At 64.2% G+C, this 26,071-nt stretch carries 32 protein-coding genes; 27 read left to right on the top strand and 5 right to left on the bottom strand.

What is annotated here, in order from left to right; genetic code table 11:
* Window positions 1-20 precede the first annotated feature (20 nt).
* The 3 genes from AiwAL_RS04795 to groES form a co-directional block, all read right to left on the bottom strand.
* Window positions 21-209 (bottom strand): hypothetical protein, encoded by a 189-nt coding sequence (locus tag AiwAL_RS04795; RefSeq protein ID WP_235702522.1) that lies wholly within the window; start codon window positions 207-209, stop codon window positions 21-23.
* A gap of 561 nt (window positions 210-770) precedes the next feature.
* Window positions 771-2,423, bottom strand: coding sequence for a chaperonin GroEL (gene groL / locus AiwAL_RS04790; RefSeq protein ID WP_235702523.1), 1,653 nt, complete (start codon window positions 2,421-2,423; stop codon window positions 771-773).
* A 39-nt stretch (window positions 2,424-2,462) separates the two neighbouring features.
* Window positions 2,463-2,777 (bottom strand): co-chaperone GroES, encoded by a 315-nt coding sequence (gene groES / locus AiwAL_RS04785; protein WP_235702524.1) that lies wholly within the window; start codon window positions 2,775-2,777, stop codon window positions 2,463-2,465.
* Window positions 2,778-3,055: 278 nt separating this feature from the next.
* Between groES and AiwAL_RS04780 the strand changes: the two genes are divergently transcribed.
* From AiwAL_RS04780 to AiwAL_RS04710, 15 genes are all read left to right on the top strand, one after another.
* Window positions 3,056-3,313 (top strand): usg protein, encoded by a 258-nt coding sequence (locus AiwAL_RS04780; RefSeq protein ID WP_235702525.1) that lies wholly within the window; start codon window positions 3,056-3,058, stop codon window positions 3,311-3,313.
* A gap of 182 nt (window positions 3,314-3,495) precedes the next feature.
* The gene (locus tag AiwAL_RS04775) at window positions 3,496-4,308 is read left to right on the top strand and encodes a hypothetical protein (protein WP_235702526.1); all 813 of its coding nucleotides are present in this window, start codon (window positions 3,496-3,498) and stop codon (window positions 4,306-4,308) included.
* A 129-nt stretch (window positions 4,309-4,437) separates the two neighbouring features.
* On the top strand, window positions 4,438-5,826 hold the full coding sequence (gene terL / locus AiwAL_RS04770) for a phage terminase large subunit (protein WP_235702527.1): 1,389 nt from the start codon (window positions 4,438-4,440) through the stop codon (window positions 5,824-5,826).
* Window positions 5,827-5,829: 3 nt separating this feature from the next.
* Window positions 5,830-7,242, top strand: coding sequence for a phage portal protein (locus AiwAL_RS04765; RefSeq protein ID WP_235702528.1), 1,413 nt, complete (start codon window positions 5,830-5,832; stop codon window positions 7,240-7,242).
* Window positions 7,239-7,643: a hypothetical protein gene (locus AiwAL_RS04760; RefSeq protein WP_235702529.1), complete on the top strand. Its 405-nt coding sequence runs from the start codon at window positions 7,239-7,241 to the stop codon at window positions 7,641-7,643. The genes AiwAL_RS04765 and AiwAL_RS04760 overlap by 4 nt, the downstream gene beginning before the upstream one ends.
* Before the next feature lie 202 nt (window positions 7,644-7,845).
* Complete coding sequence (locus tag AiwAL_RS04755) at window positions 7,846-9,168, top strand: DUF4043 domain-containing protein (protein ID WP_235702530.1); 1,323 nt, start codon at window positions 7,846-7,848, stop codon at window positions 9,166-9,168.
* 12 nt (window positions 9,169-9,180) lie between these two features.
* The gene (locus tag AiwAL_RS04750; RefSeq protein WP_235702531.1) at window positions 9,181-9,489 is read left to right on the top strand and encodes a hypothetical protein; all 309 of its coding nucleotides are present in this window, start codon (window positions 9,181-9,183) and stop codon (window positions 9,487-9,489) included.
* Between the two features lies 1 nt (window position 9,490).
* Entirely contained in the window at window positions 9,491-9,895 is a 405-nt protein-coding gene (locus AiwAL_RS04745) for a hypothetical protein (RefSeq protein WP_235702532.1), read from the top strand.
* Window positions 9,896-9,902: 7 nt separating this feature from the next.
* The gene (locus AiwAL_RS04740) at window positions 9,903-10,547 is read left to right on the top strand and encodes a hypothetical protein (protein WP_235702533.1); all 645 of its coding nucleotides are present in this window, start codon (window positions 9,903-9,905) and stop codon (window positions 10,545-10,547) included.
* Window positions 10,547-11,392 (top strand): hypothetical protein, encoded by an 846-nt coding sequence (locus AiwAL_RS04735; protein WP_235702534.1) that lies wholly within the window; start codon window positions 10,547-10,549, stop codon window positions 11,390-11,392. Before AiwAL_RS04740 ends, AiwAL_RS04735 begins: the two co-directional genes overlap by 1 nt.
* Before the next feature lie 10 nt (window positions 11,393-11,402).
* Window positions 11,403-11,540, top strand: a complete 138-nt coding sequence (locus AiwAL_RS04730) for a hypothetical protein (protein ID WP_235702535.1) — start codon at window positions 11,403-11,405, stop codon at window positions 11,538-11,540.
* Window positions 11,541-11,543: 3 nt separating this feature from the next.
* Entirely contained in the window at window positions 11,544-13,100 is a 1,557-nt protein-coding gene (locus AiwAL_RS04725; RefSeq protein ID WP_235702536.1) for a phage tail protein, read from the top strand.
* A 12-nt stretch (window positions 13,101-13,112) separates the two neighbouring features.
* Entirely contained in the window at window positions 13,113-13,541 is a 429-nt protein-coding gene (locus AiwAL_RS04720) for a hypothetical protein (RefSeq protein WP_235702537.1), read from the top strand.
* Window positions 13,538-13,843 (top strand): hypothetical protein, encoded by a 306-nt coding sequence (locus AiwAL_RS04715; RefSeq protein ID WP_235702538.1) that lies wholly within the window; start codon window positions 13,538-13,540, stop codon window positions 13,841-13,843. The genes AiwAL_RS04720 and AiwAL_RS04715 overlap by 4 nt, the downstream gene beginning before the upstream one ends.
* 14 nt (window positions 13,844-13,857) lie before the next feature.
* Window positions 13,858-14,010: a hypothetical protein gene (locus AiwAL_RS04710; protein ID WP_235702539.1), complete on the top strand. Its 153-nt coding sequence runs from the start codon at window positions 13,858-13,860 to the stop codon at window positions 14,008-14,010.
* A 509-nt stretch (window positions 14,011-14,519) separates the two neighbouring features.
* Here AiwAL_RS04710 and AiwAL_RS04705 read toward each other — a convergent pair.
* The gene (locus AiwAL_RS04705; protein ID WP_235702540.1) at window positions 14,520-14,705 is read right to left on the bottom strand and encodes a hypothetical protein; all 186 of its coding nucleotides are present in this window, start codon (window positions 14,703-14,705) and stop codon (window positions 14,520-14,522) included.
* Window positions 14,706-14,723: 18 nt separating this feature from the next.
* Here AiwAL_RS04705 and AiwAL_RS04700 point away from each other — a divergent pair, with 18 nt between their 5' ends.
* From AiwAL_RS04700 to AiwAL_RS04650, 11 genes are all read left to right on the top strand, one after another.
* The gene (locus AiwAL_RS04700) at window positions 14,724-14,861 is read left to right on the top strand and encodes a hypothetical protein (protein WP_235702541.1); all 138 of its coding nucleotides are present in this window, start codon (window positions 14,724-14,726) and stop codon (window positions 14,859-14,861) included.
* Window positions 14,862-14,878: 17 nt separating this feature from the next.
* Complete coding sequence (locus AiwAL_RS04695; protein WP_235702542.1) at window positions 14,879-15,565, top strand: hypothetical protein; 687 nt, start codon at window positions 14,879-14,881, stop codon at window positions 15,563-15,565.
* On the top strand, window positions 15,562-15,753 hold the full coding sequence (locus AiwAL_RS04690) for a hypothetical protein (protein WP_316044763.1): 192 nt from the start codon (window positions 15,562-15,564) through the stop codon (window positions 15,751-15,753). Before AiwAL_RS04695 ends, AiwAL_RS04690 begins: the two co-directional genes overlap by 4 nt.
* Window positions 15,746-16,753 carry a hypothetical protein gene (locus AiwAL_RS04685; protein WP_235702543.1) on the top strand — a complete coding sequence of 336 codons (1,008 nt, stop codon included), beginning with the start codon at window positions 15,746-15,748 and terminating at the stop codon, window positions 16,751-16,753. The genes AiwAL_RS04690 and AiwAL_RS04685 overlap by 8 nt, the downstream gene beginning before the upstream one ends.
* Window positions 16,750-17,298: a phage baseplate assembly protein V gene (locus tag AiwAL_RS04680; protein ID WP_235702544.1), complete on the top strand. Its 549-nt coding sequence runs from the start codon at window positions 16,750-16,752 to the stop codon at window positions 17,296-17,298. Before AiwAL_RS04685 ends, AiwAL_RS04680 begins: the two co-directional genes overlap by 4 nt.
* A complete protein-coding gene (locus tag AiwAL_RS04675) occupies window positions 17,298-17,660 on the top strand; it encodes a hypothetical protein (protein ID WP_235702545.1) in 363 nt (120 codons plus the stop codon). Before AiwAL_RS04680 ends, AiwAL_RS04675 begins: the two co-directional genes overlap by 1 nt.
* Before the next feature lie 26 nt (window positions 17,661-17,686).
* Window positions 17,687-18,811, top strand: coding sequence for a baseplate J/gp47 family protein (locus tag AiwAL_RS04670; protein ID WP_235702546.1), 1,125 nt, complete (start codon window positions 17,687-17,689; stop codon window positions 18,809-18,811).
* A 3-nt stretch (window positions 18,812-18,814) separates the two neighbouring features.
* The gene (locus tag AiwAL_RS04665) at window positions 18,815-19,483 is read left to right on the top strand and encodes a hypothetical protein (protein ID WP_235702547.1); all 669 of its coding nucleotides are present in this window, start codon (window positions 18,815-18,817) and stop codon (window positions 19,481-19,483) included.
* Window positions 19,484-19,504: 21 nt separating this feature from the next.
* The gene (locus AiwAL_RS04660) at window positions 19,505-20,758 is read left to right on the top strand and encodes a hypothetical protein (protein WP_262312203.1); all 1,254 of its coding nucleotides are present in this window, start codon (window positions 19,505-19,507) and stop codon (window positions 20,756-20,758) included.
* A gap of 135 nt (window positions 20,759-20,893) precedes the next feature.
* Window positions 20,894-21,385 carry a hypothetical protein gene (locus AiwAL_RS04655; protein WP_235702549.1) on the top strand — a complete coding sequence of 164 codons (492 nt, stop codon included), beginning with the start codon at window positions 20,894-20,896 and terminating at the stop codon, window positions 21,383-21,385.
* 10 nt (window positions 21,386-21,395) lie between these two features.
* Window positions 21,396-23,942, top strand: coding sequence for a right-handed parallel beta-helix repeat-containing protein (locus AiwAL_RS04650; RefSeq protein ID WP_262312202.1), 2,547 nt, complete (start codon window positions 21,396-21,398; stop codon window positions 23,940-23,942).
* Window positions 23,943-23,948: 6 nt separating this feature from the next.
* Here AiwAL_RS04650 and AiwAL_RS04645 read toward each other — a convergent pair whose 3' ends face one another.
* On the bottom strand, window positions 23,949-24,380 hold the full coding sequence (locus tag AiwAL_RS04645; protein ID WP_235702551.1) for a DUF805 domain-containing protein: 432 nt from the start codon (window positions 24,378-24,380) through the stop codon (window positions 23,949-23,951).
* Between the two features lie 77 nt (window positions 24,381-24,457).
* Between AiwAL_RS04645 and AiwAL_RS04640 the strand changes: the two genes are divergently transcribed.
* Entirely contained in the window at window positions 24,458-26,071 is a 1,614-nt protein-coding gene (locus tag AiwAL_RS04640; protein WP_235702552.1) for a collagen-like protein, read from the top strand.

Genomic DNA, 26,071 nt, shown 5'->3' with positions numbered 1-26,071 from the left:
GCGGGTTGGCGCGGCGGAGTTCATCGGGTCGAAAATTGTCGCCGTGGTTTCCCTACTGAATCTTCGCTCGCCTGAGGGTTGCCCAGGCGGCGCTGGGCAGCGAAAATTTTGCGAAGTTCGTCCTGCTGGTCGTCGCGCAGCATGGAACTGGAAAATCCACCGTCACGATTGCGCTTGCGGGCGCAAAATTCGGGGTCGCGGGCGAACATTTCGCCGACGGTTCGCCATTGGCTCAGTCGCTCCCTTGTCGCGGCGACGGCGGATGACGCGCCGCATGCCGCGTTTTTCGCGTCGGACGCTGTTCGTGGGCCTGCGCTCCTTGTCGGTTTCCGGGGCGTCGAACATGCGGGTGCCACAGGCGAGGATGCGGCCGACGGGTTCGTCGATGGTGATGACGGCTCAGCCGACGGATGCGATGCCGGCGTCTAATCCGAAAATATGCATGGAGCGCTACTCCCTGTGTGCCGTTATTTGCTAACTTGACAAAAAACGACGAAAGCGCAATGAGCGTTATGGGAAATCAGTAGGGAACCCACGGCAAAGTGGATTTTTCCACTGACGGATTACCCCTATCTCAGCAATGAGATAGGGGGATTCTGCGGCCGGATGGGCCGATGCCAGTCAAATTCAGGTTCAGATCGGGTTGGGTCGGGATGGATCGCTTCGCTGCGCTCGCGATGACGGGGTTGGACCGCGTGTGCGAAGGGCAAAAAGAAAGGCCGTGGGTTGCCCCACGGCCTTCTCGGTAGGTGTCGCGGCCGAGAGAACTATTAAAAGTCCATGTCGCCCATGCCGCCCATGCCACCCATTCCGCCGCCGGGGCCGCCGGCCGGAGACTTCTTCTCCGGGCGTTCGGCGACCATGGCTTCGGTGGTGACCAGCAGGCCGGCGACCGAGGCCGCGTCCTGCAGGGCGGTGCGGACCACCTTGGTTGGGTCGATGATGCCGGCCTTGACCAGGTCCTTGAACTCGCCGGTCTGGGCGTCGAAGCCCCAGCCGTACTCGTCCTTGTCGAGCACCTTGCCGGAGATCACCGCACCGTCCTCGCCAGCGTTTTCGGCGATCTGGCGCAGCGGCACCTGGATCGCCTTGCGGACGATCTCGATACCGAAGCGCTGGTCGTCGTTCTCGGCCTTGAGCTTGGAGAGGATCAGCGAGGCGCGGGCGAGAGCGACGCCGCCGCCCGGCACGATGCCTTCCTCGACCGCCGCGCGGGTCGCGTGCAGCGCATCGTCGACGCGATCCTTGCGCTCCTTCACCTCGACCTCGGACGCGCCGCCGACGCGGATGACCGCGACGCCGCCGGCGAGCTTCGCGAGACGTTCCTGCAGCTTCTCGCGGTCGTAGTCGGAGGTGGTTTCCTCGACCTGGGCGCGGATCTGGTTGCAGCGGCCGGTGATGTCGGCCTTCTTGCCGGCGCCCTCGACGATGGTGGTGTTTTCCTTCTCGATCAGCACCTTCTTCGCGCGGCCGAGCATGTTCAGCGTGACGGTTTCGAGCTTGATGCCGAGGTCTTCGCTGATGACCTGACCGCCGGTGAGGATGGCAAGGTCTTCCAGCATTGCCTTGCGGCGATCACCGAAGCCGGGCGCCTTGACCGCGGCGATTTTCAGGCCGCCGCGCAGCTTGTTCACGACGAGCGTGGCAAGGGCTTCGCCTTCGACATCCTCGGCGATGATCAGCAGCGGCTTGCCGGACTGCACGACGCTTTCCAGCAGCGGCAGCATCGGCTGCAGGCCCGACAGCTTTTTCTCGTGGATCAGGATGTAGGGGTTGTCGAGATCCGCGACCATCTTCTCCGGGTTGGTGATGAAATACGGAGAGACGTAGCCGCGATCGAACTGCATGCCCTCGACCACGTCTAGCTCGGTCTGGATGCCCTTGGCTTCCTCGACGGTGATGACACCCTCGTTGCCGACCTTCTGCATCGCTTCCGAGATCATTTTGCCGATTTCGATTTCGCCGTTGGCGGAAATCGTGCCGACCTGGGCGGTTTCGGTCGGGTTGTTGATCTTTTTGGTGCGCTTTTTCAGCTCGTCGACGACAGCGATGACCGCCTTGTCGATGCCGCGCTTGAGGTCCATCGGGTTCATGCCGGCGGCGACGGCTTTGACGCCTTCGCGGACGATGGACTGGGCGAGGATGGTGGCGGTGGTGGTGCCGTCACCCGCGAGGTCGTTGGTCTTCGAGGCGACTTCGCGCACCATCTGCGCGCCCATGTTCTCGAAGCGGTCGGCGAGCTCGATTTCCTTCGCGACCGTCACGCCGTCCTTGGTGATGCGCGGGGCGCCGAAGCTCTTTTCCAGGACCACGTTGCGACCCTTGGGGCCGAGCGTGACTTTCACGGCGTTGGCGAGCAGATCGACGCCGCGGAGCATGCGCTCACGGGCATCGGCGGCAAAACGAACGTCTTTGGCAGCCATTCTTTTATTCCTTTCGATATCGGATGGGATCGCGGGAGATCAGGCGGCTTTCTTTTTCGCAGCACTGCCCTCGATGATGCCCATGATGTCGGATTCTTTCATGATGAGCAGCTCTTCGCCGTCGATCTTGACCTCGGTGCCCGACCACTTGCCGAACAGGATGCGGTCGCCGGCCTTGACGTCCAGCGCCACGATGGCGCCGGCTTCGTTGCGCGCGCCGGGGCCGACGGCGATGACTTCGCCTTCCATCGGCTTTTCCTTGGCGGTGTCGGGGATGATGATGCCGCCGGCGGTCTTTTCCTCGGCGCTGAGCCGACGGACGACCACGCGGTCATGCAGGGGACGGAATTTCATCTGGATCGCTCCTGACGTTGGTCTGTTGCAACAATGACTGGCTCAGCAAACGCCGGCCCGAATGCGGCACCGGGCGCTGCTAGCACTCTCATCGGGAGAGTGCCAGACATCTAGAAGTCGCGGGGAATTGTGTCAACCCCGGCAGCACTGCGGGATGTAGAGTGCTAAATAGCTGATATTACAAATTTTATTGTCAAATTTCCGGGCTGTCGTGGCATAATTGGGTGATAAGGAAACCGAGCCGCATGGCCCATCCAACGATGCGATGAGGTGCGATCATGAGTTTGAGCAGGCAACTCCAGGGATATCGGCTGACGACCGCCGAGATTCTCTACCATATGCCGGATCACCCCGGCGTGCTGCAGACCTATATCTGGCAGGAGTTGGATATCGCGCCGCGCTATCCGGTGCTGCATCGATTCCTCGATTTCTGGACGCGCCAGTTGGACGGGCCGCTGCATTCGGTGCGGGTGGGGTCGGCGGCGCTGATTTCGCCGGGCGAGATGCGGCATGGCAGTCTGCTGACGTTGCAATAGGGCGCGCCGAGCCGTGGCATGAAGGACACGGCCGGGCGCTAATCGACGCGCAACTCACCCGGAAGCTCAGCAAATGTTAATCATTCGATGCGATAGTGATATCGTGCTTCGAAGGCAGAGATTGCCGCTGCCGGAGCGCGCGGGATCGGGCGATGTGCAGGGGCTGGGCTGTTTTTCTCAGGTTGAGCGGATGGCTGGCGCTGGCGGCGCTGGTGGGCGGCGCCGCGCGCGGGGCCAGCCCCCCAACGCCCGTGAACCCGGCGATTGCGGCGGCGGAAACGCGGGTGGCGCTCGGCGTGTCGGTGTCGGGGTTCCTGTATCGCGAATCCTTCGGTGGGGTGTCGGCTCGGGAAAGTGGCGTGCTGCCGGGATTTATGGCCAGCATGTCACGACTGGGGCCGGTGCTCGGCGTGCCGGATGTGTATACCGGGGTCGTCTATGATTTTTCGGGCGGACCGCTCGCCTATCGCGGCTATGTCCAGGGTTCCGGCCAGGGCTTGTCGCCCTATGACGCGACGGATCATGCGCGGTTCAACCATGTCGAGGTGCGGCTTGGCCGGGCGCTGGCGCTGACGTCGTCGGTCGATCTGATTCCGTTCGTCGTGGCGGGGTATCAGAACTGGTATCGCAATGTCGGCGGGCCGGCCGGCTATGGCGAGTTCTACCGCGCGGCGCTGGCCGGCGTGGGGGCAAAACTCGACGTCGCGGTGAGCGATGAGCTGGTGTTGTCGGCGAGCGCCGAGGGAATGGCGGTGCTGGGCGGCCGGGCATCGGCGCCGGCGCTGGATTTCACCGGCAATTTCGGAACCAGCGGCGAGGAGACGGTGCGCCTGGGCGCGGATTGGCGGCTTGGCAATGTATGGCACGTGTTCGCCGGGTTAGGCGTGCGGCATTTCGACTATGCGGGATCGGGGTTGAACAACGGCTATTACGAACCGCCGAGCCGCACGCTGGAGTTCCAGAGCGAGATCGGGGTCGCGTTCGGATTTCGCTGATAGGGGGCAAGGTTGCTGTTCCCGGCGAGGCTAAAATAATTTCTAACATATAGTTATTTTCGCTTTCCCACCCGCCCCGGTTTGGGCTATCCGTTCTTTCATGATGAGGCTTTGCGCGCGGATGCGGCGGTGACGCATCGCGCGGGCCTCGCGAGGGATGAATTCGGGCTGGCCGGGTTTCGGGATTTCGCCGAAACGATACTCTCGGTACGCGGGGACCGGCCGGCACGGCACCATGTCGCGCTGATCGAGGCGCTGGAGCGTGTGGCCGAGGGGGCGATCGACCGGCTGATGGTGCAGATGCCGCCGGGGGCGGCGAAATCGACCTACGCCTCGGTGCTGTTTCCCGCTTTCTGGTTTGCTCGCAGACCGGAGAGCGAGGTGATCGCCGCGTGCCACACCGCGTCGCTCGCCGAGCATTTCGGCCGGCAGTTGCGCGGGGTGATCGCCGAGCACGGCGAGGCGCTGGGATTGAGGCTCGATGCCGGCAGCCGCGCGGCGGGGCGGTTCGGGCTGGTTTCGGGCGGGCAGTATTTCGCGACCGGGGTGCGCGGGCCGATCACCGGCCGACGCGCCGATCTGATCCTGATCGACGATCCGGTGAAATCATGGGCGGAGGCCGACAGCCGGTCGGCGCGGGACGCGCTGGATGGCTGGTATCGGGCGGAATTGCTGTCGCGGCTGAAGCCGGGCGGCCGGATCGTGCTGATCATGACCCGTTGGCACAAGGATGATCTGGCGGGACGGCTCGGCCGGACCGAGGATGGCTGGACGGTGCTGCGGTTTCCCGCACTTGCCGAGCCGGACGATCCGCTCGGGCGCGCGGTGGGCGAGGCGCTGTGGCCGGAATGGGAGAATGCGGCGGCCATTTCGCGTAAGCGGGCGGCGGTGGGCGAGCGGGCGTTCATGGCGCTGTATCAGCAGAACCCGACCTCGGATTCCGGCCAGCAATTCGATGTCGATCGGGTCGTGCTGATTACGGAGGTGCCGCCGGTGCTGCGGACCGTGCGGGCCTGGGATTTGGCGGCGAGTGTGGCGACGCCGGGGCGCGACCCGGACTGGACCGTGGGCTTGAAGCTGGGACGCCTGGAGGATGGCCGATACGTCGTTCTCGATATCGTGCGGGTGCGCGAGCGGCCAACCGATGTCGAGCAATTGCTGGTCGGAATCGCGACGAAAGATGGCGTGGGAACCGCGATTGCGCTGGCGCAGGACCCTGGGCAGGCGGGGGTGGCGCAGATTGAGCATTACAAGCGGCGGCTTGCCGCGTTTCAGGTGATGTCGAGCCCGGAAAGCGGCGCAAAAATGACGCGGGCGATGCCGGCGGCCGCCGAACTCGGCAGCGGACGGATGATGGTGCTGCGTGCCGAATGGACCGCAGCGTTTCTGGACGAATTGCAGGCGTTTCCGAATGGCGAAAAGGACGATCAGGTGGATGCCTTATCCCGTGCTGTCATCACGATCGCGAAGTTGCCGGCGCTGAGCCGGCGGATCGATCTTTCTCTGTTAGGGCGATGAGGTATGTTCGAGACGATTTGCCAGACGATTCCGGCCGATCCGCATCTGGCGCCGCGGGCGCGGCGGCTGGAAATTTATAGGCGAGTGCTGGAGGGTTCGATTTACGATGCGCTGCCCTATGCGTTCCAGGAGGAACGCAACGGGGCGGGCGAGTATATTCCGTTGCGGGCGAGGCGGCCTTCGGTGCGCTATGGGTTGTGCCGGATCGTGGTCGAGAATTCGGTGGCGTTGCTGTTCAGCGCGGGGCATTTTCCAGCCGTGGAGTGCGCTGACCCGGCGACCGAGGCGCTGCTCGGCGACATCGTGCGCGAATCCCGGCTGAACGAGGTGATGATCGATGCGGCGTTGCGCGGCGCGGTGGGATCGGTTGCCATTTTGCTTCGGGTGTTGCGCGGGCGGCTGTTTTTCTCGGTTCTCGAAACGCAGTATATGACGCCGGCGTGGCGCGAGGATGCGCCCGATACGCTGGCCTCGGTAACCGAGCGTTATAAAGTAAAAGGCGCTGAGCTGCTTGCTCAGGGTTACGACAATGTCGAGCCGGAGCAAAAATACTGGTTTCAGCGGCGCTGGGATGCGGGGTCGGAAACTTGGTTTTTGCCGCAGGGCATCGCCGACAACGCGGCGCCGGAAATCGACCGGGCGCGCAGCGTGCGGCATGATCTGGGCTTCGTGCCGATCGTGTGGATCAAAAATCTGCCGGGTGGCGAAGGTGTCGACGGCGCCTGCACGTTTCGCGCGGCGATCGAGACCGGGATCGAGATCGATTATCAGTTGTCGCAGGCGGGGCGCGGGCTGAAATATGCCTCCGATCCGACGCTGCTGATCAAGGAGCCGGCGACCACCGATCGGGAGATGGTGAAAGGCGCTGGAAATGCCTTGATCGTTTCCGAAAAAGGCGATGCGAAACTGCTGGAGATCGGCGGCACCGCCTCGGCCGCGGTGATCGAATATGTGCGCACGTTGCGCGAGATGGCGCTGGAAAGCGTGCATGGCAACCGGGCGAATGCGGACCGGCTGAGCGCCGCGCAATCGGGGCGGGCGCTTGAGATGATGAATCAGGGGCTGATCTGGCTCGCCGATAATTTGCGGATTTCCTATGGCGAAGGCGGGTTGCTTCTGCTCCTGCGCATGGCGTTGCGGGCGAGCAGGCGGTTTTCGCTCCAGGTGATGGGACGGGACGTGCCGAAGCTGGATGCCGAGATACGGCTGAATTTGCGCTGGCCGCGCTGGTATCCGGATTCGGCGGATGACCGGCTCAAGGACGCGCAGGCGATCGCGACCCTGGTGAATGCAGGACAGATCTCGCGCGAGACGGCGGTGAAGACGCTGGCGGCGCCGCATGGAATTGCCGATGTGGCCACCGAGTTGGACCGGCTCGCCGGCGCGGAAGAACACTCGGAGCAGGAGCAGGCATGACGGATGAGATCACGGATGATGGCGCGGGTCGGGATGACTGGCAGGCGCGTGCCGAGGCGGCGGAGCGCGCGCTCGGGCAAATGCGGCATGAGAGCGGTGAAAAGCTCAAGCGTGCCGAGTTGAAGATCGAGGCGGTGCGCGCGGGGATGATCGACCTCGACGGGCTGAAGCTGATCGATCTCGACCAGGTAGAGCTTGGCGAGGACGGCGGTGTGACCGATGCGGCGTCCATCATGACCAGGTTGAAGCGTGAGAAACCGTGGCTGTTCGGGGCGGCATCGTCGTCCTCGACCGCGGGCGTGCCACGCGCCGAGCCATCGCGGACGCGCCATGCGCGCGAGTTGAGCGAGGCGGAATGGCGCGCCGCGCGCGCGGAATTGCTGCGGCGGTCGGGAGGATAGAGGTGAGTGTCCAGTTGTGGCGGGATGGATTGCTTCGTCGCTGTGCTCCTCGCAATGACCGGTTGGAGTTGACCACGGACGGGTAAGACTGTGGACCAGAGTAACAAAAGCTTTTCGGTTCTTTTTTCAAAAAAGAACTGCTTTCTTCATCAACTGCGTTCCCCTGGAGCGCGGTTTTTTTGCGTTTCGCAAGGGGACAAACATGGGTATTTCCAACTTTCCGGCGGCACTTCAGCCGATCATTCAGCAGGGGTTTCTGGAGCGCGAGTTCGAGCAGGCGTTGCGCTCGCGACTTGGTTACCGGATGGTGGCAGACCGCGAGTCGTTCGCCGTCGGGATCGGCGAGACTCTGACCAAGACACGGGCGGGGCTGAAGCCGTCGGTGACCACGCCCCTGGCGGCGAGCGCCAATACCAATCTCGATAACGGGCTGACGCCGCAGGGCTGGGGTGTCGAGCAATATACCGTGACGCTGAATTTCTATGCGGCGACGCAGGATCTGAACATGGTGACCAGCCGTGTGGGAATCGCCTCGCAGTTTCTGCAGAATGCCGCGACCAATGGCGAGCAGGCGGCGCGGAGCCTGGACGAGTTGGCGCGAAATGCTTTGTTCGCACCCTATTTCGGCGGCAATACGCGGGTGGTGACCAGTCTCACGAGCGCGGGACCGACCATCGAGGTCGATGACGTGCGTGGTTTCACAACAGTATTCGTCAATGGCGTGCAGATGGCGGTGTCGGCGACCTACCCGCTGACGGTGACGATGGGGGGCGGCGTCTATACGCTTGTGAGCGCGACGCCGGACGTAAACAATGCCTCGACGGCGCCGGGCGGTATGTCGGGCCAGTTGACGTTTTCAGGCAATGTCAGCGTCAGTGACGGCGCGGCGGGCAATGCGGTGCAGGCGGCGACCGCGAGCACGATCGTGCGGCCGGCGGGGGCGCTGACCACCAGCGGATTGCAGGCGAGCGATACGCTGACCATGTCCGCGCTGCTCGATGCGGTGGCGACGCTGCGGCAGAATGCGGTGCCCGAGATCGACGGCGTCTATAACTGCTATCTCGATCCGGTTTCGGCCAGGCAACTCTTCGCCGATCCCGATTTCCGCCAGTTGTTCCAGGGTGCGACATCGAGCAATCCGGTGTTCCGCCAGGGCATGGTGAATGATTTCCTCGGGCTGCGCTTCATCACCACCACCGAAGCCTATGTGCAGCCGCATCCTTCGCTGCAGGGGCTGGCGGTGCGCCGGCCGATCGTGTGCGGCAAGGGCGCGCTGATCGAAGGCGATTTCGCCGGGATCGGGGCAGAGGACGTGGCGCCGAAGGATGCGCTGGTTCACATTATCGACAGTGTGGCGATGGTGACGCGCGAGCCGATCGACCGGCTGCAGCAGATCATCGCACAGTCCTGGTACTGGATTGGCGGGTTCTGCGCACCTTCGGATACCACGACCACGCCGACCACGGTGCCCACCGCGACCAATTCGAACTTCAAGCGCGCGGTGATGATCGAGCATATCGGCTGACGGAGCAAAATCATGTCAATCGGGGCTGCGTTACCGTTCCGGCCTTCCGGTACGGCATCGGTTGCCGGATCGACCGGTGCGGCTGCGGTCGCCCTTGCGGGCGGCGGGTCGAGCGTGCTGGTGTTCAACGCGTCCGGTGCGGTCGCGTTCGTGCGGTTCGGCATGGCGGCGGCGCTTTCGGCGAGTGTGGGCGATCTGCCGGTACCGCCGGGTGGGCGCATGTTAGTCGATGCCGGGCGGCTGGTGACCCATGCGGGTGCGGTGCTCGCCTCGGGGACCGGCACTGTCTATTTCACCCGAGGCGACGGCTCGGTGTATTGAGATGTCGGGGTCTTATTCGAGCGCACCGGGGGTTCTGAGCGAGGCGCAGAAGGTCGATGTGCGGCGGTTCTGCGGCTATCCGGCCTATGGCGCGGGGGCGGTCGGATTCGAATCCTGGCGGTTTTTCCAGGCCTATGGAACGCTCGAATACCGGATGAATAATCTGGCTCCGGCCGAGATCGCGGTGGTGGCGAATTATCTCGCGACGCTCAATGCGCTCGAGGCGGCGATTCCGCTGGCGAGCGGCAATCTGGACACCGAGGTGGCGGCGAGCTGGCAGCATAATCCGCAGGAAGTGCGCGACCGGGCTGCGTTGTTCGATGGCTGGCGGCGGCGGCTGTGCGGGTTTCTCGGCCTGAAGCCGGGTCCGGCGATGGAGACTTCCGGTATCACCCTGATCGTTTGAGGATCGCATGGACGGTGTGAGGCTGGCCGACCGGATCGCCTATGGCGGCGGCATGGCCGCGCGCAAGGCGGGCGTGATCTGCGACGCCTATCGGCCGAATGGCGGTACGTGTCCGATTGCAGCGCAGAACCGGACGGTACGGCTCGGCGTGCTCGCGCTGCCGGTTTCGGGTTCGATCCGCGGGCCTGCGCCGTTCGGGGTGCCGTATCGGCAATTGGTGCTCGATCAGGCCTATGTGATGCCGGGGGATTACGTGGTCGGTCCGCTGGGGACGCTGCTGGTGGTCACCAACGAGCCGCCGGCGCCGGTGCTCGGCGTTCAGTGCAACGAGACGGTGTCGCTGTGGCGGCCCGCCGCGCCCGTGCTGGCGGGGGCCAATCCCTATGGCGCGATCCTGGCGGCCGGGGCGACCGCTCTGCTCGCGGGGTTTCCGGCGGCGCTGCTGTCCGGCGGGGTCAGCGACCGGACGCGCACCGGGTTGCCGGACGACACCAAGCTGCCGGGTTATGTCGCCGCGATCGCCACCGTGACTGGGCTGGCGCCGCAGGTTGCCGACATCGTGCGCGACGCGCGCGGGCGGCAATTCGTCGTCGATGCCGTCGTTGCTTATGCTGGCGTCTGGCGGCTGGCTCTGACCGAAAGTGTGAGTTGATGGCAGATCAGGCGGATGTCGAAAACGCGCTGGTCTCATTAGTTGCCAATGCGATCTATCCGAACGGGGCAGCGGCGGCTTCCGCGATCATGGGGCCATCCGGGCCGGTGACCTGCCGGGTGTATCGCGGGATGCCGAACGGGCCGGCGCTCGACACTGATCTGGTGCGGGGCGTGATGCATGCAACCGTGTTCGCTGATGCGACGCCGGTGCGCAACACGACGCGATTCCCGCGCATCTGGCAGGAGGTGGCGCCGGTGCCGGCGACGCTGAACGTTAGTATAGCAGGCACCGCCGCGAGTTTCGCTGGGTTATGCGCGGCGGGGCAGCTCGCCGGCATTGCGGTGGATGGTTCGACCTTCCCCTATGCCGTGCAGGCGCGCGACACGCCGCCAACGGTGGCGAGCAATCTTGCCGCGATGCTGCGCGCGGCGGGCTGGCTGGTCGATTACGCCGGGAGCACGGTGGCGGTACCGGCGGCGAGGCTGTTCGGTGCGCGTGTCGTTTCCGGTGGGATGGCGCTTCAGGAAATCAAGCGCCAGGAGCAGCAATTTCGCATTTCATTGTGGTGTGGCGATCCCGGCATACGCGATACGGCGGCCGCGTCGATCGATACCGCACTGGCGACGCCGAATTTCATCGGCTTGGCCGATGGGTCGTCCGCGCGGATCAGTTTCGCGGGTGGGGCGACCACGGACAAAAGCGCCGATGCGGCATTGTATCGGCGCGACCTGATCTATGCCGCCGAATATCCGACCACGCTCGCCGCGACGACTCCCGCGCTGTTGTTCGGCGTAGGCGGATTCGAGGCGAACGGCGCATTCATCGCTGGTATTTCCGGCTGAAGGAGATCAAATGACGATAAAACTGGTCGTGGTGAAGCCGTTCCGCGGCTTCACCCGCGGGGATGTGATCACCGATAACGCGAAGATAGCGTCGGTGCTCGCGGAGGGCCATGCGCAATCGGTCGTGCGCGTTCCGGCGGAGGGTTGAGCGATGCCGATTTCAACAACGGGCGCGCTGAACACCACGGCGCTGATCGTTCCCGATTTATATGTGCAGATCGTGCCGCCGCAGAGCCTGCTGCTGAACGGCGTGCCGACCAATGTGGTGGGCGTTGTCGGCAGCGCAAGCTGGGGTCCGGTGGGCGAGCCGGTGATCGTCGGCTCGATGGGCGAATTTGCCACTTCCTTTGGTCCGGTGATGGCGCGGCAATATGATCTTGGCACCGTCGTCGCCATCGGGGTGCAGCAGGGCGCTTCGAATTTCCGCTGCGTGCGGGTAAGCGACGGCACCGACACCGCCGCGTCGGTAACGATCCTGGGTGCGATCACGCTGACGGCGCTTCATACCGGCAGTCTTGGCAACACGCTGATCGCGACGCTTTCGAGCGGATCGGCGGCGAATTCCTGGCGCATGACCATCGCATTGCCGGGACGCACGCCCGAGGTGTTCGATAATATCGTGGGTGCTGGAGCGGCATTCTGGCAGGCATTGGCGAGCGCTATCAATAACGGGACCGGAGTGCTGCGTGGCGCCTCGCAACTCGTGGTCGCGAGTGCGGGAACATCGTCGCAGGCGCCGACAGCCGGGTCGTTCCCGTTCTCGGCCGGCACGCCCGGCAGCGACGGCGCTTCGGGTCTCGGATCGGCGACGCTGGTGGGGCGGGATACGCCGCCGCGAACCGGGATGTATGCGCTGCGCGGCCAGGGATGCAGCCTTTGCGTGCTTGCCGATCTTGCCGATTCCACGCAATGGAGCACCCAAGTAGCGTTCGGTCTGGAAGAAGGCTGCTACATGATCCTGACAGGTCCGCCGGGCGATACGATTGCGAACGCGATTGCGTCGAAGCAGGCGGCGGGCGTCGATTCCTACGCCGCCAAGCTGATGTTCGGTGATTGGATCTGGTGGTACGATCAGGCGAATGCGACGACGCGCCTGGTTTCGCCGCAAGGATTCGTGGTCGGGCGGCTCGCCAATCTGTCGCCCGAGCAATCCTCGTTGAACAAGCCGCTTTATGGTGTGATCGGCAGTCAGAAATCGGGCCAGGCGGCGGCGGGAACGCGCAATGCCTATTCCACGGCGGATCTTGCCGCGCTGCTGACGGCAGGGATCGACGTGATCGCCAATCCGCAGCCGGGCGGCGCATTCTGGGGCGTGCGCGGCGGACACAATACGTCGTCGGACAGCGCGACCAATGGCGACAATTATACGCGCTTGACCAACTATATCGCCGAGACCTTATCGATGGGGATGGGCGCCTATGTCGGGCAGTTGATCAATGCGACCCTGTTCCAGCGCATTCGCTCGACCTTGCTCGCGTTCCTGAACGCGATGCTGGGCCAGGGGATTCTGGGATCGACCGACGGATCGCTGCCCTTCGCCGTGGTATGCGACATCGCCAACAATCCGCAATCGCGCACCGCCCTTGGGTATGTGCAGGCGGATGTTCAGGTGCGGTACCAGGCGATCAACGAGAAATTCATCGTCAATGTCGAAGGCGGGCAGACCGTGCAGGTCAGCCGACAGACCCTGCCCCAAGGCACGCTGTGAGGATACCGAACCATGCCCTATAATACGTTTTCTGTCGGTAACGACTGTCAGTTGGTGGTGATGGGGCCGTTCGGCCGCATCGATCTGTCCTATGTGACCGGGTTCGAGGCGAATCAGATTACCCAGAGCGTGCGCGTGGACCGGCTCGATGGCGTGCAGCTCGGGGCTGAGTTGCCGCGCGGCTGGCAGGGGAGTTTCAATCTTGATCGCGGCACCTCGGTTGCCGATGATTTCATCGCTCAGATCGAGCAGGCCTATCTGGCAGGCCAGGCGATTCCGCCCGGTACGCTCTATCAATATGTCAGCGAAGTCGACGGTTCGACATCGACCTATCAATACGAGGGCGTGGTGTTCAAGCTGAGTTCGGCGGGACAGTATCGGGGCGATATGCCGGTTGCGCAGAAGCTGGATTTCTTCGCGTCGAGCAGGAAGCGGGTATGAGCGAGCGCAGGATCGAGGATGCGCGCGGGCGCACATTGTCGCTGCGGCCATTGACGATGCTCGACCGGTTGCGGTTGTTCAAGGCGCTGGGCGCGGAATTGGCGATGAACGACGCCTATCTTGGCGTTGCGGCGTTGGCGGCATCGGTGGTCGCGATCGATGCCGTGCCGCTGCCGTTTCCGGCGAATGAAGCCGCTGTTGAAAATGCCGTCGAGCGGCTTGGCGAGGATGGGATCGAGGCGGTGGCGCTGGCACTCGACCAGAGCGATCCCGCGATGATGAAGGCGCTGGCGGGAAACTGAGCCGGCACCCCGCGTTGATCGATTGCCTGTATCTGGTCGGACGCGGGGTGCCGTTCGACATTGCGTTCGGCCTCGGCGAGGCGGAGCGCATCGCATTCGTGGTGGCCTGTGGCGAGCTGGATGGACTCGATTTCGATTGGAAAACCATGCGGTGGATGCGGGAATGAGGGTATATCGCGATGCCATCGGCGCACGATTGGGCAAGGATGCACGGCGCTGGACCCGATTTGCGCGCATCGCGACATGGGGTGGTGCCCGCGTCGCCCCGCGATGCGCAACGTTCAAGCGCAAGCCGTTGCGGGATATGCGATATTTTGGGGATGCGGGTTTCGCGTTCGGCGGTCGGTGGGATCGATCCCGGCATGAGACGAGGGCGTATGATGCTGCGAAAACGCGGCGGAGGCCGAAGGCGATATGGCAGCGTTCGAACCGGCCGGGACCCGGAAATTTCGCTGTCGGTGGCACGCCGCGCCGGTTCGCAAGATTGCACTGGATTGCCCTGAACATCCGTGCGCGTTGGAAAGCCGGGGTGGCACCATCGTGGGCACGTCGACGTTTTGTCGGGACGACGCGGCGGACGCAAAGCCGGCCTGTTTGGCGGGTTCACGTTCCGTTGCGTCTGAACAGGGCGGAGCGCCTCGCAGAGCCCAGGCGGGTTCGCGCGGCAGGAGGGGTTCTATCCCATGCGGTTGCGCCGGTGCGTCAGGGATATTCCGGGTTCGATGAAGGATCGCGAGAGGCCCGTCCCAGTAGCGTGAAGAATTGGGGACAGCGTGCCGATTTTACCGCGTCGATAAGCAGGCACCGAAGCAAAACCGTGCGGCGCGAGATGGATTTCGCGCGCGAAACCGGTTTCGGTCATGGTGTGTCTTCCGGAATCATGACACTGCACCCGCACGACATGGCGCGCTGGTTCAGCGATTTGTTTGCCGATGAGGCACGGCGGCCGCCTTCGGGCGTGACTGGGTTCGATAACAGGCTGGCACCGATTTTTCCCGGCAGAAAGCCGGGATTTTGACATTCAGGCAGGTAGGCATGACTTCGATAGCGGTAACGCTGGGCGGCGTCGCATTCCGCGACTTCGAGATTCCCGAGGAGATCGCCTTCGGTGGCACCCAGCGGCTTGCGGTGCATCAGCCGGTTGGCGGGGGGCGGGTGATCGATGTTCTCGGCGCCTCCGCGGGGGAGATTGCTTTCGAAGGCGTGTTTTCCGGGCCCGATGCCGAGCAGCGTGTGCAACTGCTTGATATCGCGCGAAATACCGGAGCGGTGCTGCCGCTGACCTGGAGCGGATTTGCCTACATGGTGGTGGTTGCCGCGTTCAGCGCGTGTTTTCAGAAATCCTGGTGGATTCCGTTCGAGATAAGGCTTGTTTCGGTCGAAAATCTGGTGACCGCGATACCAAGTGCATTGGCGCAGGCTGGGCTGGATATCGTGAGTGCAGCCGGATTTTCAGCATTAAGCGGAGTTTCGTTCGATGCGGTGAACAGCGCGAATGCCGCGGGCGTGACCGCCGCACAAGCCGATCTGGCATCGGCAGTGCTCGGTGCCGGTACGACGCTTGCCGCCGCGACGGCGGCATTCTCGGGCGGCGCGGGGGCGGATGGTGCGATTGCCGTGTTGGGCACGCTTGGCGGAGTTTCGGCCATGCTTGCCGGTGCCGCGGCGGGACAAGCCTATATCGGCCGGGCGGCGGTCAATCTGGGAAGGAATCAATCGTGAACGAATCGACGATTACCGCCGTTGGCGGCAATCTCTTCGTGCTCGCCGCGACGTATCTGGGCGACGCGACGCAATGGATTCGAATCGCGCAAGCGAACGATCTCAGCGATCCGGTACTGAACGGCATGATCAAACTGGTTCTGCCGCCGGTCGATCCATCTGCCGGCGGCGGTGTGCCGAATGTCTGAGACATTAACAAGCCATGCGGTGACGCTATCGGTCACGGTCGATGGCGTTCCGGTGCCGGGTGCGGAGCGACTGGAATTATTGCAATGCGGGCATTTCGCCGCCGACCGATTCCGCGTAATGCTTGCCATGAACGCGATGCAAGGCGGAGCTGCTTTCTATGCGGCGTTGCAAACCGCAACCGTGACAATCGGGATTAACCTTGGCACGGCGGCGTTTCCTGGTGGTTCCGCGGACACGATTCTGATCGGTCGGCTCGATAATGTGGTGATGGATTTTGGCGCGGGCCAGGTGGTGCTGTCGGGGCGCGATTTGTCGGCGCGGCTGATCGATGCGGAAGTCCAACAGACATTTTCCAACCGGACCGCAAGTCAGATCGCCTGGAGTTTTGCGTCGGATGCAGGGCTTTCTGAAAATGTGACCGTGACAAAAACGCCGGTCGGGCAATATTACGAATTGGCGCATGTCCGCACGGGATTGGGGGCGCACACGCGGCACATGACGCGGTGGGATCTGCTGGCGGCGCTCGCCGAAATCGAGCGATTTTCGCTGTCGGTGACCGGGACGGTGCTGAATTTCGGCCCGGTTCCGCAGGCCGCGCCCGTCCTGCTGAATTTCGGACGGGATCTGGTGTCGCTTTCGGTGGATCGGGCACTTGGACTGATCGAGCCGAAGGTGACGGTAAAAAGCTGGAACCCCAAATTGAAACAAGCGTTTTCCAGCAGTGCCGGCAGCACCGGCGGAGTGACTCTGGTTCGGCCGAATCTGATGCAGGCGGAGGTGGATCGGCTGGCCGCTTCACGGCAGGCCGAGCTTGCCGGGCAGGCGGTTCTGGCGCGGGCAACCATGCCGGGCGAATTTCTGCTCCGGCCCGATCGTCCGGTTTTTCTGCAGGGTACCGGAACGGCGCTCGATGGAAAATACATCGTTCGCACCGTCGAGCGCTTTGTGGATATGCGCGAGGGGTTCATTCAGCGCTTCGAAGCCGTTCAGGTTGTATGATGGAGGCATTCTGGAACACGGTGAAAGCCCGTGCCGCGGCGCTCGACGGCATGTCGGCGCAGGCGCGGTTCGGCATTGTCGCGAGTTTCGATTCCACCGCCTATGCCGCGCGGGTGATGATGCAGCCGGAAAATCTGCTCTCGGGCTGGCTGCCGGTGCTGGCGGGATGGATCGGCGCCGGATGGGGGATGGCGGCGCCGCTTTCGCCGGGCGATCAGGTGATGGTGCTGGCCCAGGAGGGCGACGCCGAACAGGCGGTCGTGGTCGGCCGGGTGTGGTCGAACATCGAGCCGCCGCCGGCCGTGCCGGTTGGCGAGCTGTGGCTGGTGCACCAGACGGGCGCATTCATCAAACTGCGTAACGACGGGACGATTGCGATGCAGGCGAGCACCGTGTCGATCACGGGCGATCTGACGGTCAGTGGCGAGATTTCCGATCTCGGCGGCGCGCACGGCAGTTTCGATCATTTGCGGCAAGCCTATGACCGGCATGTCCACCCCGACGCGCAGGGCGGCGAGACCGGAACAACCTCGGCGGCGGTGTGATGGCGGATTTGTCGTTGGTCTATGGCGGTGATCTCGCGATCGGGGCAACGGGGGATCTCGCGATCTCGACGGGTTCGGCTCTGACCGAGCAGCGTGTGCTGCGCAGGCTATTGACCAATCCCGACGATTATATCTGGCAATTATCCTATGGCGCCGGGCTGGGCCGATTCGTGGGTGCGGCCGGAGCGGCGGGACAGATAGCGGCGGTCGCGCGAGCGCAATTGCACCAGGAGACGCGGGTGGCGCAAACGCCGCTGCCGCGAATCGGCGTGAACCATGCCGATCCGTCCGGTATCGCGATGACGATCGATTATCGGGACGCGATGACGGGCCAAAGCGTGGCGCTGACACTTCCCGGCTGAAACCGCGGTCTTTCAGAGGAATTTTCATGCAGTTATCGTTGCAGAACTTCACCGCGATGGTGGAGCAGATGGCGGCTGCCGTGCAGGGTGCCGCGATTCAGACGCTTGATCTCGCGGTCGGCTCGGTGTTGCGTGCGGTACTGGAAGCGAATGCATCGCTCGGGCTTTGGCTGCAATGGCTGATCGTCCAGGTTCTGCAAACCACGCGGTTGGCGACCAGCAGCGGGGCGGATTGCGACAGTTTCGGCGCCGATTTCGGTTTTACCCGTCTGCCGGCGGCGACGGCGGGCGGGATCGTGAGTTTCGGGCGGTTCGCGCCGGTGCTGTCGGCTTTCGTGCCGGTGGGTGCGGTGGTGATGACCAGCGATGGCAGCCAGAGTTTTGCGGTGACTGCCGATCCCACGAACCCGGCATATTCGGCGAACCTTGGCGGCTATACTCTGGCGGCGGGAATTGCCTCGATCGATCTGCCGGTTGAAGCAAACATCGCGGGCGCGGCGGGCAATGTGCTGGCGGGGACTGTTGGGCTCATGGCGAGTGCGATTCCCGGTATCGACACGGTGAGCAACGCGACCCCGTTGACCGGCGGGTTCGATGCCGAGAGCGATGCTGCGTTCAAGGCGAGGTTCGGCAACTACCTGGCCAGCCTGTCGCGGGCGACGATGGGAGCGATCGAGGCGGCGGTGACTGGCGTGGAGCAGGGATTGTCGGTTGCAATTTCAGAGAATATCGACCAGACGGGCGCGGCGAGCCTCGGCAATTTCGTTGTCACCATTGATAACGGAACCGGAGCGCCGCCGGCCTCGTTGCTTGCCACGGTCCAGCAGGCGGTGGATACGGTGCGGCCGGTCGGGACGCGATTCGCGGTGCAGGGGCCGGTCGTGGCGCTCGCGGATGTGTCGTTGACACTAACGTTGGTTCAAAATGCGGTATCGCAGACCGTGATCGGCGCGGTGACCGATGTGATCGGCGCCTATATCGCCAGTCTGCCAGTTGGAGCGACGCTGCCGCATTCGAAACTGGCGCAGCTTTCCTATGATGCGTCGAGCGCGGTGATCAACGTGACCGGCACGCTGCTGAATGGCGGTGTGGCCGATCTGGTGCCGCCGTTGTTCGGTGTGGTGCGCGCCGGCACGATCAGCGTGACCTGAACCATGAGCACGATGACGGGCGACGCCGCGGATATGCGGGCGCGGCTGAAAGCGGTGCTGCCCGCAAGGTGGTTCGGCGATGCAACCCCGGTGCTCGATCTGTTGCTCGGCGGTCTCGCCGCGCTATGGGCGACGCTATATTCCTTGATCGGACTGGTTCGTGCGCAAGCCCGGATTGCGACGGCGAGCGGTCCGTTTCTGGATATCGCGGCGCTGGATTATTTCGGTACGGCGCTCGCGCGACGCGCCGGCGAAACCGATGAAGCGTTCAGCACACGGATTCGCGCCAATCTGCTGATGCCGCGCGCGACCAGGGCGGCACTGATCGGTGCGCTAGCCGAATTGACTGGACGCACGCCTGTGGTGTTCGAGCCGTTCAATGCCACCGATACCGGCGGCTACGGCACGAATATGCTCGGCTACAACACGGTCGGCGGTTATGGCAGCCTGATGCTGCCGTATCAGTGTTTCGTCACCGCGTATCGACCCGTGGTCGCGGTGTCCGGCAATGACGGCGGGTATAATCTGGGGCCTGGCGGCTACAATGCCGCGCCGCTCGCCTGGAGCGATCTCTCCGACGATCCCGGCTTGATGACCGATTCCGACATCTGCGCCGCCATCGTCTCGGTTCTGCCGGTGAACGCCGTCGCCTGGGTCAGGATTTCCAATTGATTGAGCAACAGGGAAAAATTCATGGACCGCACGATCGTCTATCCGGGGGCAATTCCGCTCGACACCGACATTCTCAACCTTAACCGCAACGTCATGGTGGGAATCGGGGCGCTGAACGCCGCCGTGCTCGGCACCGCGATGGTCGCCGACGGGCTGGCTTGCACGCCCACCGTTCCTGCCTCGTTGACGGTGACCGTGGCGCCCGGTTCGATCACTCAGCTCGGCCCGCTCGACATCAACGCCTATGGCAGCCTGCCGGCGGATCAAGCCGAACAGATCGTCAAGACCGGGATCAATCTCGATCCGGTGACATTTACGCTCGCGGTGCCGGCGAGTTCAGGCGAGTCGGTGAATTACCTGATCGAAGCGACATTTTCCGAGACCGATGCGGTTCCTGTCGTGCTGCCTTACGTGAACGCGGCGAATCCGTCGCTGCCTTATTCCGGGCAGGGCAATTCGGGTGGGGCGCAGAACACCGCGCGGGTTCAGCGCGTGCAGTTGCAGGTCAAGCCGGGTGCGGCGGCATCGGCGGGGACGCAGACGACGCCTCCCGTCGATACCGGCTGGGTTGGGCTTTACGTGGTGACAGTGAATTATGGGCAAAGCGCGATCACCAGTGCGGATATCGTGACGCTACCGGGCGCGCCTTTCCTTGCGTTCAAATTACCCCAGCTTCGGCCTGGATTTTCTGCGATGCAAGTGTTCGAGACCTCGGGCAGTTTCGTGGTGCCGGCAGGGGTTATGCAGGTGAAAGCGAAGGTCGTGGGCGGCGGCGGTGCGGCCGGCTATCACGCGACCTTGCCCGGCGCCGGCGGCGGCGAGGGCGGCACTGCGATCGATATCGTGACCGGATTAACATCGGGTCAGACGATTCCGGTGACGGTGGGTGCGGGTGGTGTGCCGACGACCTCGCCCGGCAACGGCGGGGCTGGCGGTATATCGAGCTTCGGTGCCTATCTTTCGGCAACCGGCGGTGAGGGTGGTCAGGGCGGTACCGCGAATTTGTTCGCGACGGCCGGCGGCAATGGCGGAATCGGCCAGGGTGCCAGAATCATCCAGGGCGGCGCGATGGGATCGGACGGAATCGCGGTGGCGAGTCGCGGTGGCGATGGCGGCGGTGCTGGTCGTGGACGCGGGGCGAGCGGGCCGCTGGCCGGATTTGCCGCCATCGGCTTCGGCGGCGGCGGCGGCGGCGGCGGGGCGTCGAGCGGTTCGAGCCCGGTGGGCAGTCCGGGTGGTGCGGGCGCGCCGGGCGTCGTCGTCGTCGAATATTGATTTGCCCTCAGTCGCCGGGCGCACGCATCCGCGCGCTTGGCTTCGCGCCATAAGGCGCGCGCCGCATCCGCGGCGGCAGCGGAACGAGCCAAGGTTGCGTTCCGCTGTTAAGCAATTAAAAACAGAGCAGAATCCATGAGCGGAACGGTGACGCCGGCGACTCACGTCTGGCAGGTTTCCCTGGCGCGGCTGATCGAGATCGAGGGATTCATCCCGACCCCGCGCGGGCTGGCGCTTCTGCCGCCACAGCCTCTGGCGTGGCCCGAGAAGGACCCCGGCGACACGCTGGATTACGTATTCGAGATCGCACCGGCGCTGAGCGGCAATCCGGGCGATACGATCGCGACGTTGAAGGTCGCGATCAGCCCTAACAATCCAGGCGATCTGACGCTCGCCTCGGCGGCGGCGGACGGCACGAGAGCGGTTCTGTGGCTGAGTTCGGGGCAACCGGACACCAACTATACGGTGACGATCGGCATCACCACGGTCTGCGGACGAAGCCTGGCGCGCAGCATTACGCTTCCCGTGGTGGCGCTAGCTTCGGTGCCAGCGCCGGCGAGTGCGATCACTACGCTTGGCGGCGCACCGATCACCAGCCCGTCCGGCCTGCCCATCACCGCGAACTGAAGGCGACATTATGCCAACGATCGGACAATTGCCGGAAGCCGCTTCGGTTTCCGACAGCGATGAGCTGCCGATATTCCAGGGGGGCCAGACCGTGGCCGCAACTCGCGCGCAGCTTCTGGCTGGAATGCAGCAAGCGATCGCCATACCTCAGGGCACGGTGCTTGGCGGCGTGGGGCCTGGTGTGACGGCGCCGACGCCGATCACCATCGGGGCGAATTTGAACCTGAGCGGCACGACGCTGTCGGCCACCGCGGCGCCGTTCGAGATCGCCGGATTACCGGCGGGTGCAGCGCCGGCCGCGGGTGATAGCGTGCCGCTTGGTCAATCCGGCACTAACGCGGCGATTCCCTATGCGGCGTTCATGCAGGGAATTGCCGGCGTTTCCGGCGTTCAGGCCAGCGGATTGCAGGCGATGGCCGCCGGCGCGACGACCGCGCGCAGCCTCGCCGCGGTCGCGGCGAACGCCGTGGCGATCGAGGATTTCGGGGCGGCGGGCGATGGCGTGACCGACGATAGTGCGGCGCTGCTCGCTGCCCTTGCCTCGGGCAATCCGGTGCGGTTCGGTCCGAAAATCTATCGGATCGATGGCGAATGCGATATCGGCGGGGCGAGCGCGACGCTGATCGGCGTGCCGGGATCGACGGTACTGACGCGCGGCGCGCAGAGCCGCAGCGGAACCTCGTTGAATCCCGCATGGATCAGCATAAGCGCGGCGCAGTTCAGCGCCGACGGCATCATCTTCGATGCGAATCGTTCGGTTACCCAGGACACGTGGGGGGTGGTGGTTCAGGCGTCGTGCACCAGTGCCAATATCACTCGCGCACTGTTTCGCAACGCGATGGGGTCGATCTATGGCTGGGGCCTCGCGATCGCGCCGAGCGATCCGGCGCTGACGCGGCATCACATCCATGACTGCGAATTTACCGCGAACGCGGTGGACGGCATGTGGGTCGCGGCGACCGATTCCGTGGCAGTAACCAATTGCCGGGCGCATCATAACGGGCGCAACGGCATTTACGTGGACAGTCAGGACCCGACGTTCGTTCTGAAGATCCGCGATGTGCAGGTTGTCGGTAATACGTGCTGGAACAATCCGGGAACTGGCATTTCGGTCGGTAATTTCAACGCGACCAATACCGAGCCGGGCGTTTACGGCAATGCGAACCCGGACGTGCTAGGTGGGCTCGTCGCCGATAACTGCGTGTTTGGCAATGCCGGTTACGGTATTTCGGTTTCCGGCCGGAACATCCTGGTCACCGGCAATCTGATCGTCAATAACGGGCCGGCGGGCGGCGGGATGCTCGCCAATACGAGCTATTGCCGGATCACCGATAACATGATCACCGGCACGGGGGGGTTCGGCATCGATGCCGGCGGATCGATTTTCGTCGATCTGACGGGAAACTATATCGACGGGCCGACGATCGGGATCGGTATCGGAGGTAGCCAGAATTGCACGGTGCGCGGTAATTTCATCCAGGATTGCGCAATCGGAATCATTGCCCTCAATGTTGAATCCGACGGGCGCGGCGACAATTTCGGGATTGCCTGCAATAATCTGTCGATCATCGGCAATTGGATCGGTTATAACACGGGCGGATCGGGGATCGTTCTACGCGATGCGCCGCAACTGGTGCTGGTCGCGGAGAACGTCGTGTTGTCCGGGGTGTCGGGCGATCCGCTGAATGCGCTGGTTCCGTATACCGATTCGGTCGTCATTCGCGACAATGTGGTGAATTTCGCGCAATCCTGGCCGGTCAATCCGATCGCCTCGGGCGGCGTGAATACGCTGGTGTTTCCCGATCTGTTGGACCGGGTTGCCGTCTCGCAGAGCACCGGCCCGGTCGGGAGCATGATCAGCGCGACCGCGCAGCGTATGGCGGGGCAGATCAGCTTCATCAAGGTCACCAATGGAGGGTCGAACTATACGAGTGCGACGGTTGCGATCACCGGAGCGGGCAGCGGGGCTTCGGCAGGCGCATTCGTCGCCAACGGGGCAGTGATCGGCGTCTATATCACGAATGCCGGCAGTGGTTACGGGCCGGGCACGCAGGCGGTGATTTCGGGCGACGGGACCGGGGCAACCGCTGTGGTCCAGGTCGGCCTGCCGGTGGTGCAGGGGCGACGGCTCGCGGTGCATTGCCTCGCCCCCGTCGGGTTCGCGGCGGCTGGTAGCGCACCGGCGCAGGAGAACTGGACCGGCGCGCCCGTGACCGTACCGACAGGTGGGGCGATCGAGTGGGAAGGCGAGGCCGGCGCCTGGCAGGCGGTGCGGTTCATCCAATCGGACTATGTCGCACCCAATGGCGATGGCAGTGTCACGTTCCGCAGTCAGAGCGGGGATGTCATGCTGCATCCCGTTTCGGGCGGTGCGGTGCGGCTGATTTCCGATACCGAGTCCGTCGGCTGTATGAGCCTGATCGGGCGTGGGTCGCCTTTGGGGGTAGTGAGCGCACCGCCGGGGTCGAGCTATCGGAATCTCGACGGTGGCGCGGGAGGGACCTTCTGGGTCAAGCAGACCAGTACGGGAAGTACTGGTTGGGCGGTGGTCGCGTGAAGCTGTTCAGGCGAGCAGGTTCGGGCCCTGGCCGTAGCGATTCGGTCCGGCAGTGCCGCGAGCGAACAGAAGAACGATACCGGCGGCCAGGACGATCAGGTCGGGAATCAGGGCGGCAAGCCGATGATAGCGTGCGACGATCTGCGTCGCATCCGAGAACAGCACGATGCCGATCGCATACCAGCCGCTATGGCCGAGATCGTGCAGACGCTTCCATTGCAGGGCGAGCGTGGCCCAGGTGGTCAGGATGAAGCCGGCGACGGCCAGAATGCCGCCAACGGTTAGGCTGTGCAGATGGATCATGTAGAGGCCGAACAGGAACATCAGTCCGAACGTGATGCCGTTCAGGCAGGTCAGGCCGAAAAATCGCAACCGGCCGAGCCGCCCTTGAAATCCGAAGAGACTTTCCAGCCAGGGCATCGGTGCCGATCCGGTCATGATGGCCGAACGGTATTGAGCCGCTCTCCGCGTGTCAACGACAATGCGCGCCCGCGGGCGCGACTGGAAAACCGACCATGACGACGATTCCGCAACTGCAAGCTGCCCCGGATGTGGGGCCGGGCGATCTCGTGCCGCTGTCGCAGAACGGCAATCTGTATGCCGCGACGGTCGCCCAGCTCACCGCCGGGCTGCAGGCCGAGATTTTGCTTCCGACCGGCGATATTCTGGGCCGTGCCAGCGCGGGTGCGGGTGAGCCGGAAGCGCTCGGATTGGGCGCGGGCCTGGTGTTGGAAGCGACGACGCTTGCCGCCACCGGGGCCGATCATCTGGCGTTCCCGCTGCTGGGCACGTTTTCGGCCAGCACCGAGGTGATCGTGAATGCCGCCGGCCAGCCGGCGCGCCTGCCGGTGACGGAACTGCGCGGCCTGTTCGCGGCGGGATCGGGCATCGCGATCGATGCGAACGGCACGCTGAGCGTGACGGCGGGTGCCATCGCCGGTCCCGCGGGGCCCGAGGGACCGGCTGGTCCAGCCGGACCGCAAGGGGCGAACGGGCCGAGCGGGCCGCAAGGGGCAGGGCTGACCGCGCCCGGCTCCGCCAACGCCGCCAGCACCATCGCGGGCAGCGACTATGTTGCGATCTGGCAGAACGGCGCCAATGCCTGGATCACCTATCAGCAATTGATCGGCGGCCAGACCATCGACCAGTTGCCGGCGGCGGGTCCGGCCGCGGATTCCGATCTGCTGCTGGTTGCCCAGGGCGGCAATGCACTGTCGAGCCAGAGTTTCGCCGCGATCTGGACGTATGCCGCACAGAAAATCCCTACCCTGCGCCAGGGAGTCGTGGAACTGACCACCAATACGGTGCTGGATGCGACCACGCATAACCAGCGCATTCTCGTGGCGAGTCAGCCGATCACCGTGTCGGCCAATTTCGTCAACATGGGCAGCGGATTTTCCTGCCGGGTGATCAATCTGTCCGCCGGGGCGGTGACCATGGGCACCGGCATCACCTCCGGTTCCGGCGGCTCGGTCCTGGCGCCCGGTGCGGCAGCGGAATTGACGGCGCTGTCCTATTCCGGCGGCTCGATCGTGTGGTGGAGCGGCGCCGCTGCGGTTGCGCCGACGATCACGGTGAACGCGATCGCATCGCCCGCACCGAACGCCGCGTTCGCGGTGAGCGGCGATCTGTTCGATGCGGCCCCTGCGGCGCTCGACTATTCGACCGACGGGATGACCTGGACGGCGGCGGCTTCGCCGGCGATCACGGCAAGCAGTTACAGTTTTCAGATGCCGGGACTTGTGGTGGGAACCTATACGCTTCGGGTGCGCGACCACACCAATCCAGCGGTGGTAGGAGTCAGCCCGGCATTTTCGGTGATTGCCGCGCCGAGCGTGAGCTACACGATCAACCAGCCGGCAACGACGAGTTTCGCGGCGGGTTCGGGCACGGTCGCGCTCAATGGCGGGATCAGCCCTGCGCAGGCCACCGCGACCCAGGTTGCGCTCTCGACTTCGAATACGACACCGCCGGCGAGCGGCTGGCAGGCGGCGTCGATCATCGACAACGACGCGCTCTGGGCGGTCTATGCGACGATTCCGGCGACGGCGGGAACCTACTATGTCTGGGTCGAGACCGGGACCGGCGCGGCCGCGACCGTCTCCAGCTTCACCATCACGGTGACCTGA

It is taken from the genome of Acidiphilium sp. AL (assembly GCF_025499445.1).
Classification (GTDB): Bacteria; Pseudomonadota; Alphaproteobacteria; order Acetobacterales; family Acetobacteraceae; genus Acidiphilium; species Acidiphilium iwatense.
Note: the sequence above shows the minus strand (reverse complement) of the source record. Positions and strands in the feature narration are given on the sequence as shown.

Excerpts from the sequence above, each read along its gene's own strand:
- AiwAL_RS04740 (WP_235702533.1), top strand. The coding sequence starts at position 9,903 with ATGGACGGTGTGAGGCTGGCCGACCGGATCGCCTATGGCGGCGGCATG.
- AiwAL_RS04645 (WP_235702551.1), bottom strand. The coding sequence starts at position 24,380 with ATGACCGGATCGGCACCGATGCCCTGGCTGGAAAGTCTCTTCGGATTT.
- AiwAL_RS04640 (WP_235702552.1), top strand. The coding sequence starts at position 24,458 with ATGACGACGATTCCGCAACTGCAAGCTGCCCCGGATGTGGGGCCGGGC.
- AiwAL_RS04680 (WP_235702544.1), top strand. The coding sequence starts at position 16,750 with ATGATGGAGGCATTCTGGAACACGGTGAAAGCCCGTGCCGCGGCGCTC.
- groES (WP_235702524.1), bottom strand. The coding sequence starts at position 2,777 with ATGAAATTCCGTCCCCTGCATGACCGCGTGGTCGTCCGTCGGCTCAGC.
- AiwAL_RS04750 (WP_235702531.1), top strand. The coding sequence starts at position 9,181 with ATGTCAATCGGGGCTGCGTTACCGTTCCGGCCTTCCGGTACGGCATCG.
- AiwAL_RS04795 (WP_235702522.1), bottom strand. The coding sequence starts at position 209 with ATGTTCGCCCGCGACCCCGAATTTTGCGCCCGCAAGCGCAATCGTGAC.
- AiwAL_RS04780 (WP_235702525.1), top strand. The coding sequence starts at position 3,056 with ATGAGTTTGAGCAGGCAACTCCAGGGATATCGGCTGACGACCGCCGAG.
- AiwAL_RS04760 (WP_235702529.1), top strand. The coding sequence starts at position 7,239 with ATGACGGATGAGATCACGGATGATGGCGCGGGTCGGGATGACTGGCAG.
- AiwAL_RS04665 (WP_235702547.1), top strand. The coding sequence starts at position 18,815 with ATGAGCACGATGACGGGCGACGCCGCGGATATGCGGGCGCGGCTGAAA.
- AiwAL_RS04655 (WP_235702549.1), top strand. The coding sequence starts at position 20,894 with ATGAGCGGAACGGTGACGCCGGCGACTCACGTCTGGCAGGTTTCCCTG.
- AiwAL_RS04735 (WP_235702534.1), top strand. The coding sequence starts at position 10,547 with ATGGCAGATCAGGCGGATGTCGAAAACGCGCTGGTCTCATTAGTTGCC.
- AiwAL_RS04705 (WP_235702540.1), bottom strand. The coding sequence starts at position 14,705 with ATGACCGAAACCGGTTTCGCGCGCGAAATCCATCTCGCGCCGCACGGT.
- AiwAL_RS04660 (WP_262312203.1), top strand. The coding sequence starts at position 19,505 with ATGGACCGCACGATCGTCTATCCGGGGGCAATTCCGCTCGACACCGAC.
- AiwAL_RS04715 (WP_235702538.1), top strand. The coding sequence starts at position 13,538 with ATGAGCGAGCGCAGGATCGAGGATGCGCGCGGGCGCACATTGTCGCTG.
- AiwAL_RS04720 (WP_235702537.1), top strand. The coding sequence starts at position 13,113 with ATGCCCTATAATACGTTTTCTGTCGGTAACGACTGTCAGTTGGTGGTG.
- AiwAL_RS04650 (WP_262312202.1), top strand. The coding sequence starts at position 21,396 with ATGCCAACGATCGGACAATTGCCGGAAGCCGCTTCGGTTTCCGACAGC.
- AiwAL_RS04730 (WP_235702535.1), top strand. The coding sequence starts at position 11,403 with ATGACGATAAAACTGGTCGTGGTGAAGCCGTTCCGCGGCTTCACCCGC.
- AiwAL_RS04695 (WP_235702542.1), top strand. The coding sequence starts at position 14,879 with ATGACTTCGATAGCGGTAACGCTGGGCGGCGTCGCATTCCGCGACTTC.
- AiwAL_RS04670 (WP_235702546.1), top strand. The coding sequence starts at position 17,687 with ATGCAGTTATCGTTGCAGAACTTCACCGCGATGGTGGAGCAGATGGCG.
- AiwAL_RS04725 (WP_235702536.1), top strand. The coding sequence starts at position 11,544 with ATGCCGATTTCAACAACGGGCGCGCTGAACACCACGGCGCTGATCGTT.
- AiwAL_RS04755 (WP_235702530.1), top strand. The coding sequence starts at position 7,846 with ATGGGTATTTCCAACTTTCCGGCGGCACTTCAGCCGATCATTCAGCAG.
- AiwAL_RS04765 (WP_235702528.1), top strand. The coding sequence starts at position 5,830 with ATGTTCGAGACGATTTGCCAGACGATTCCGGCCGATCCGCATCTGGCG.
- AiwAL_RS04675 (WP_235702545.1), top strand. The coding sequence starts at position 17,298 with ATGGCGGATTTGTCGTTGGTCTATGGCGGTGATCTCGCGATCGGGGCA.
- AiwAL_RS04685 (WP_235702543.1), top strand. The coding sequence starts at position 15,746 with ATGTCTGAGACATTAACAAGCCATGCGGTGACGCTATCGGTCACGGTC.
- AiwAL_RS04745 (WP_235702532.1), top strand. The coding sequence starts at position 9,491 with ATGTCGGGGTCTTATTCGAGCGCACCGGGGGTTCTGAGCGAGGCGCAG.
- groL (WP_235702523.1), bottom strand. The coding sequence starts at position 2,423 with ATGGCTGCCAAAGACGTTCGTTTTGCCGCCGATGCCCGTGAGCGCATG.
- AiwAL_RS04700 (WP_235702541.1), top strand. The coding sequence starts at position 14,724 with ATGACACTGCACCCGCACGACATGGCGCGCTGGTTCAGCGATTTGTTT.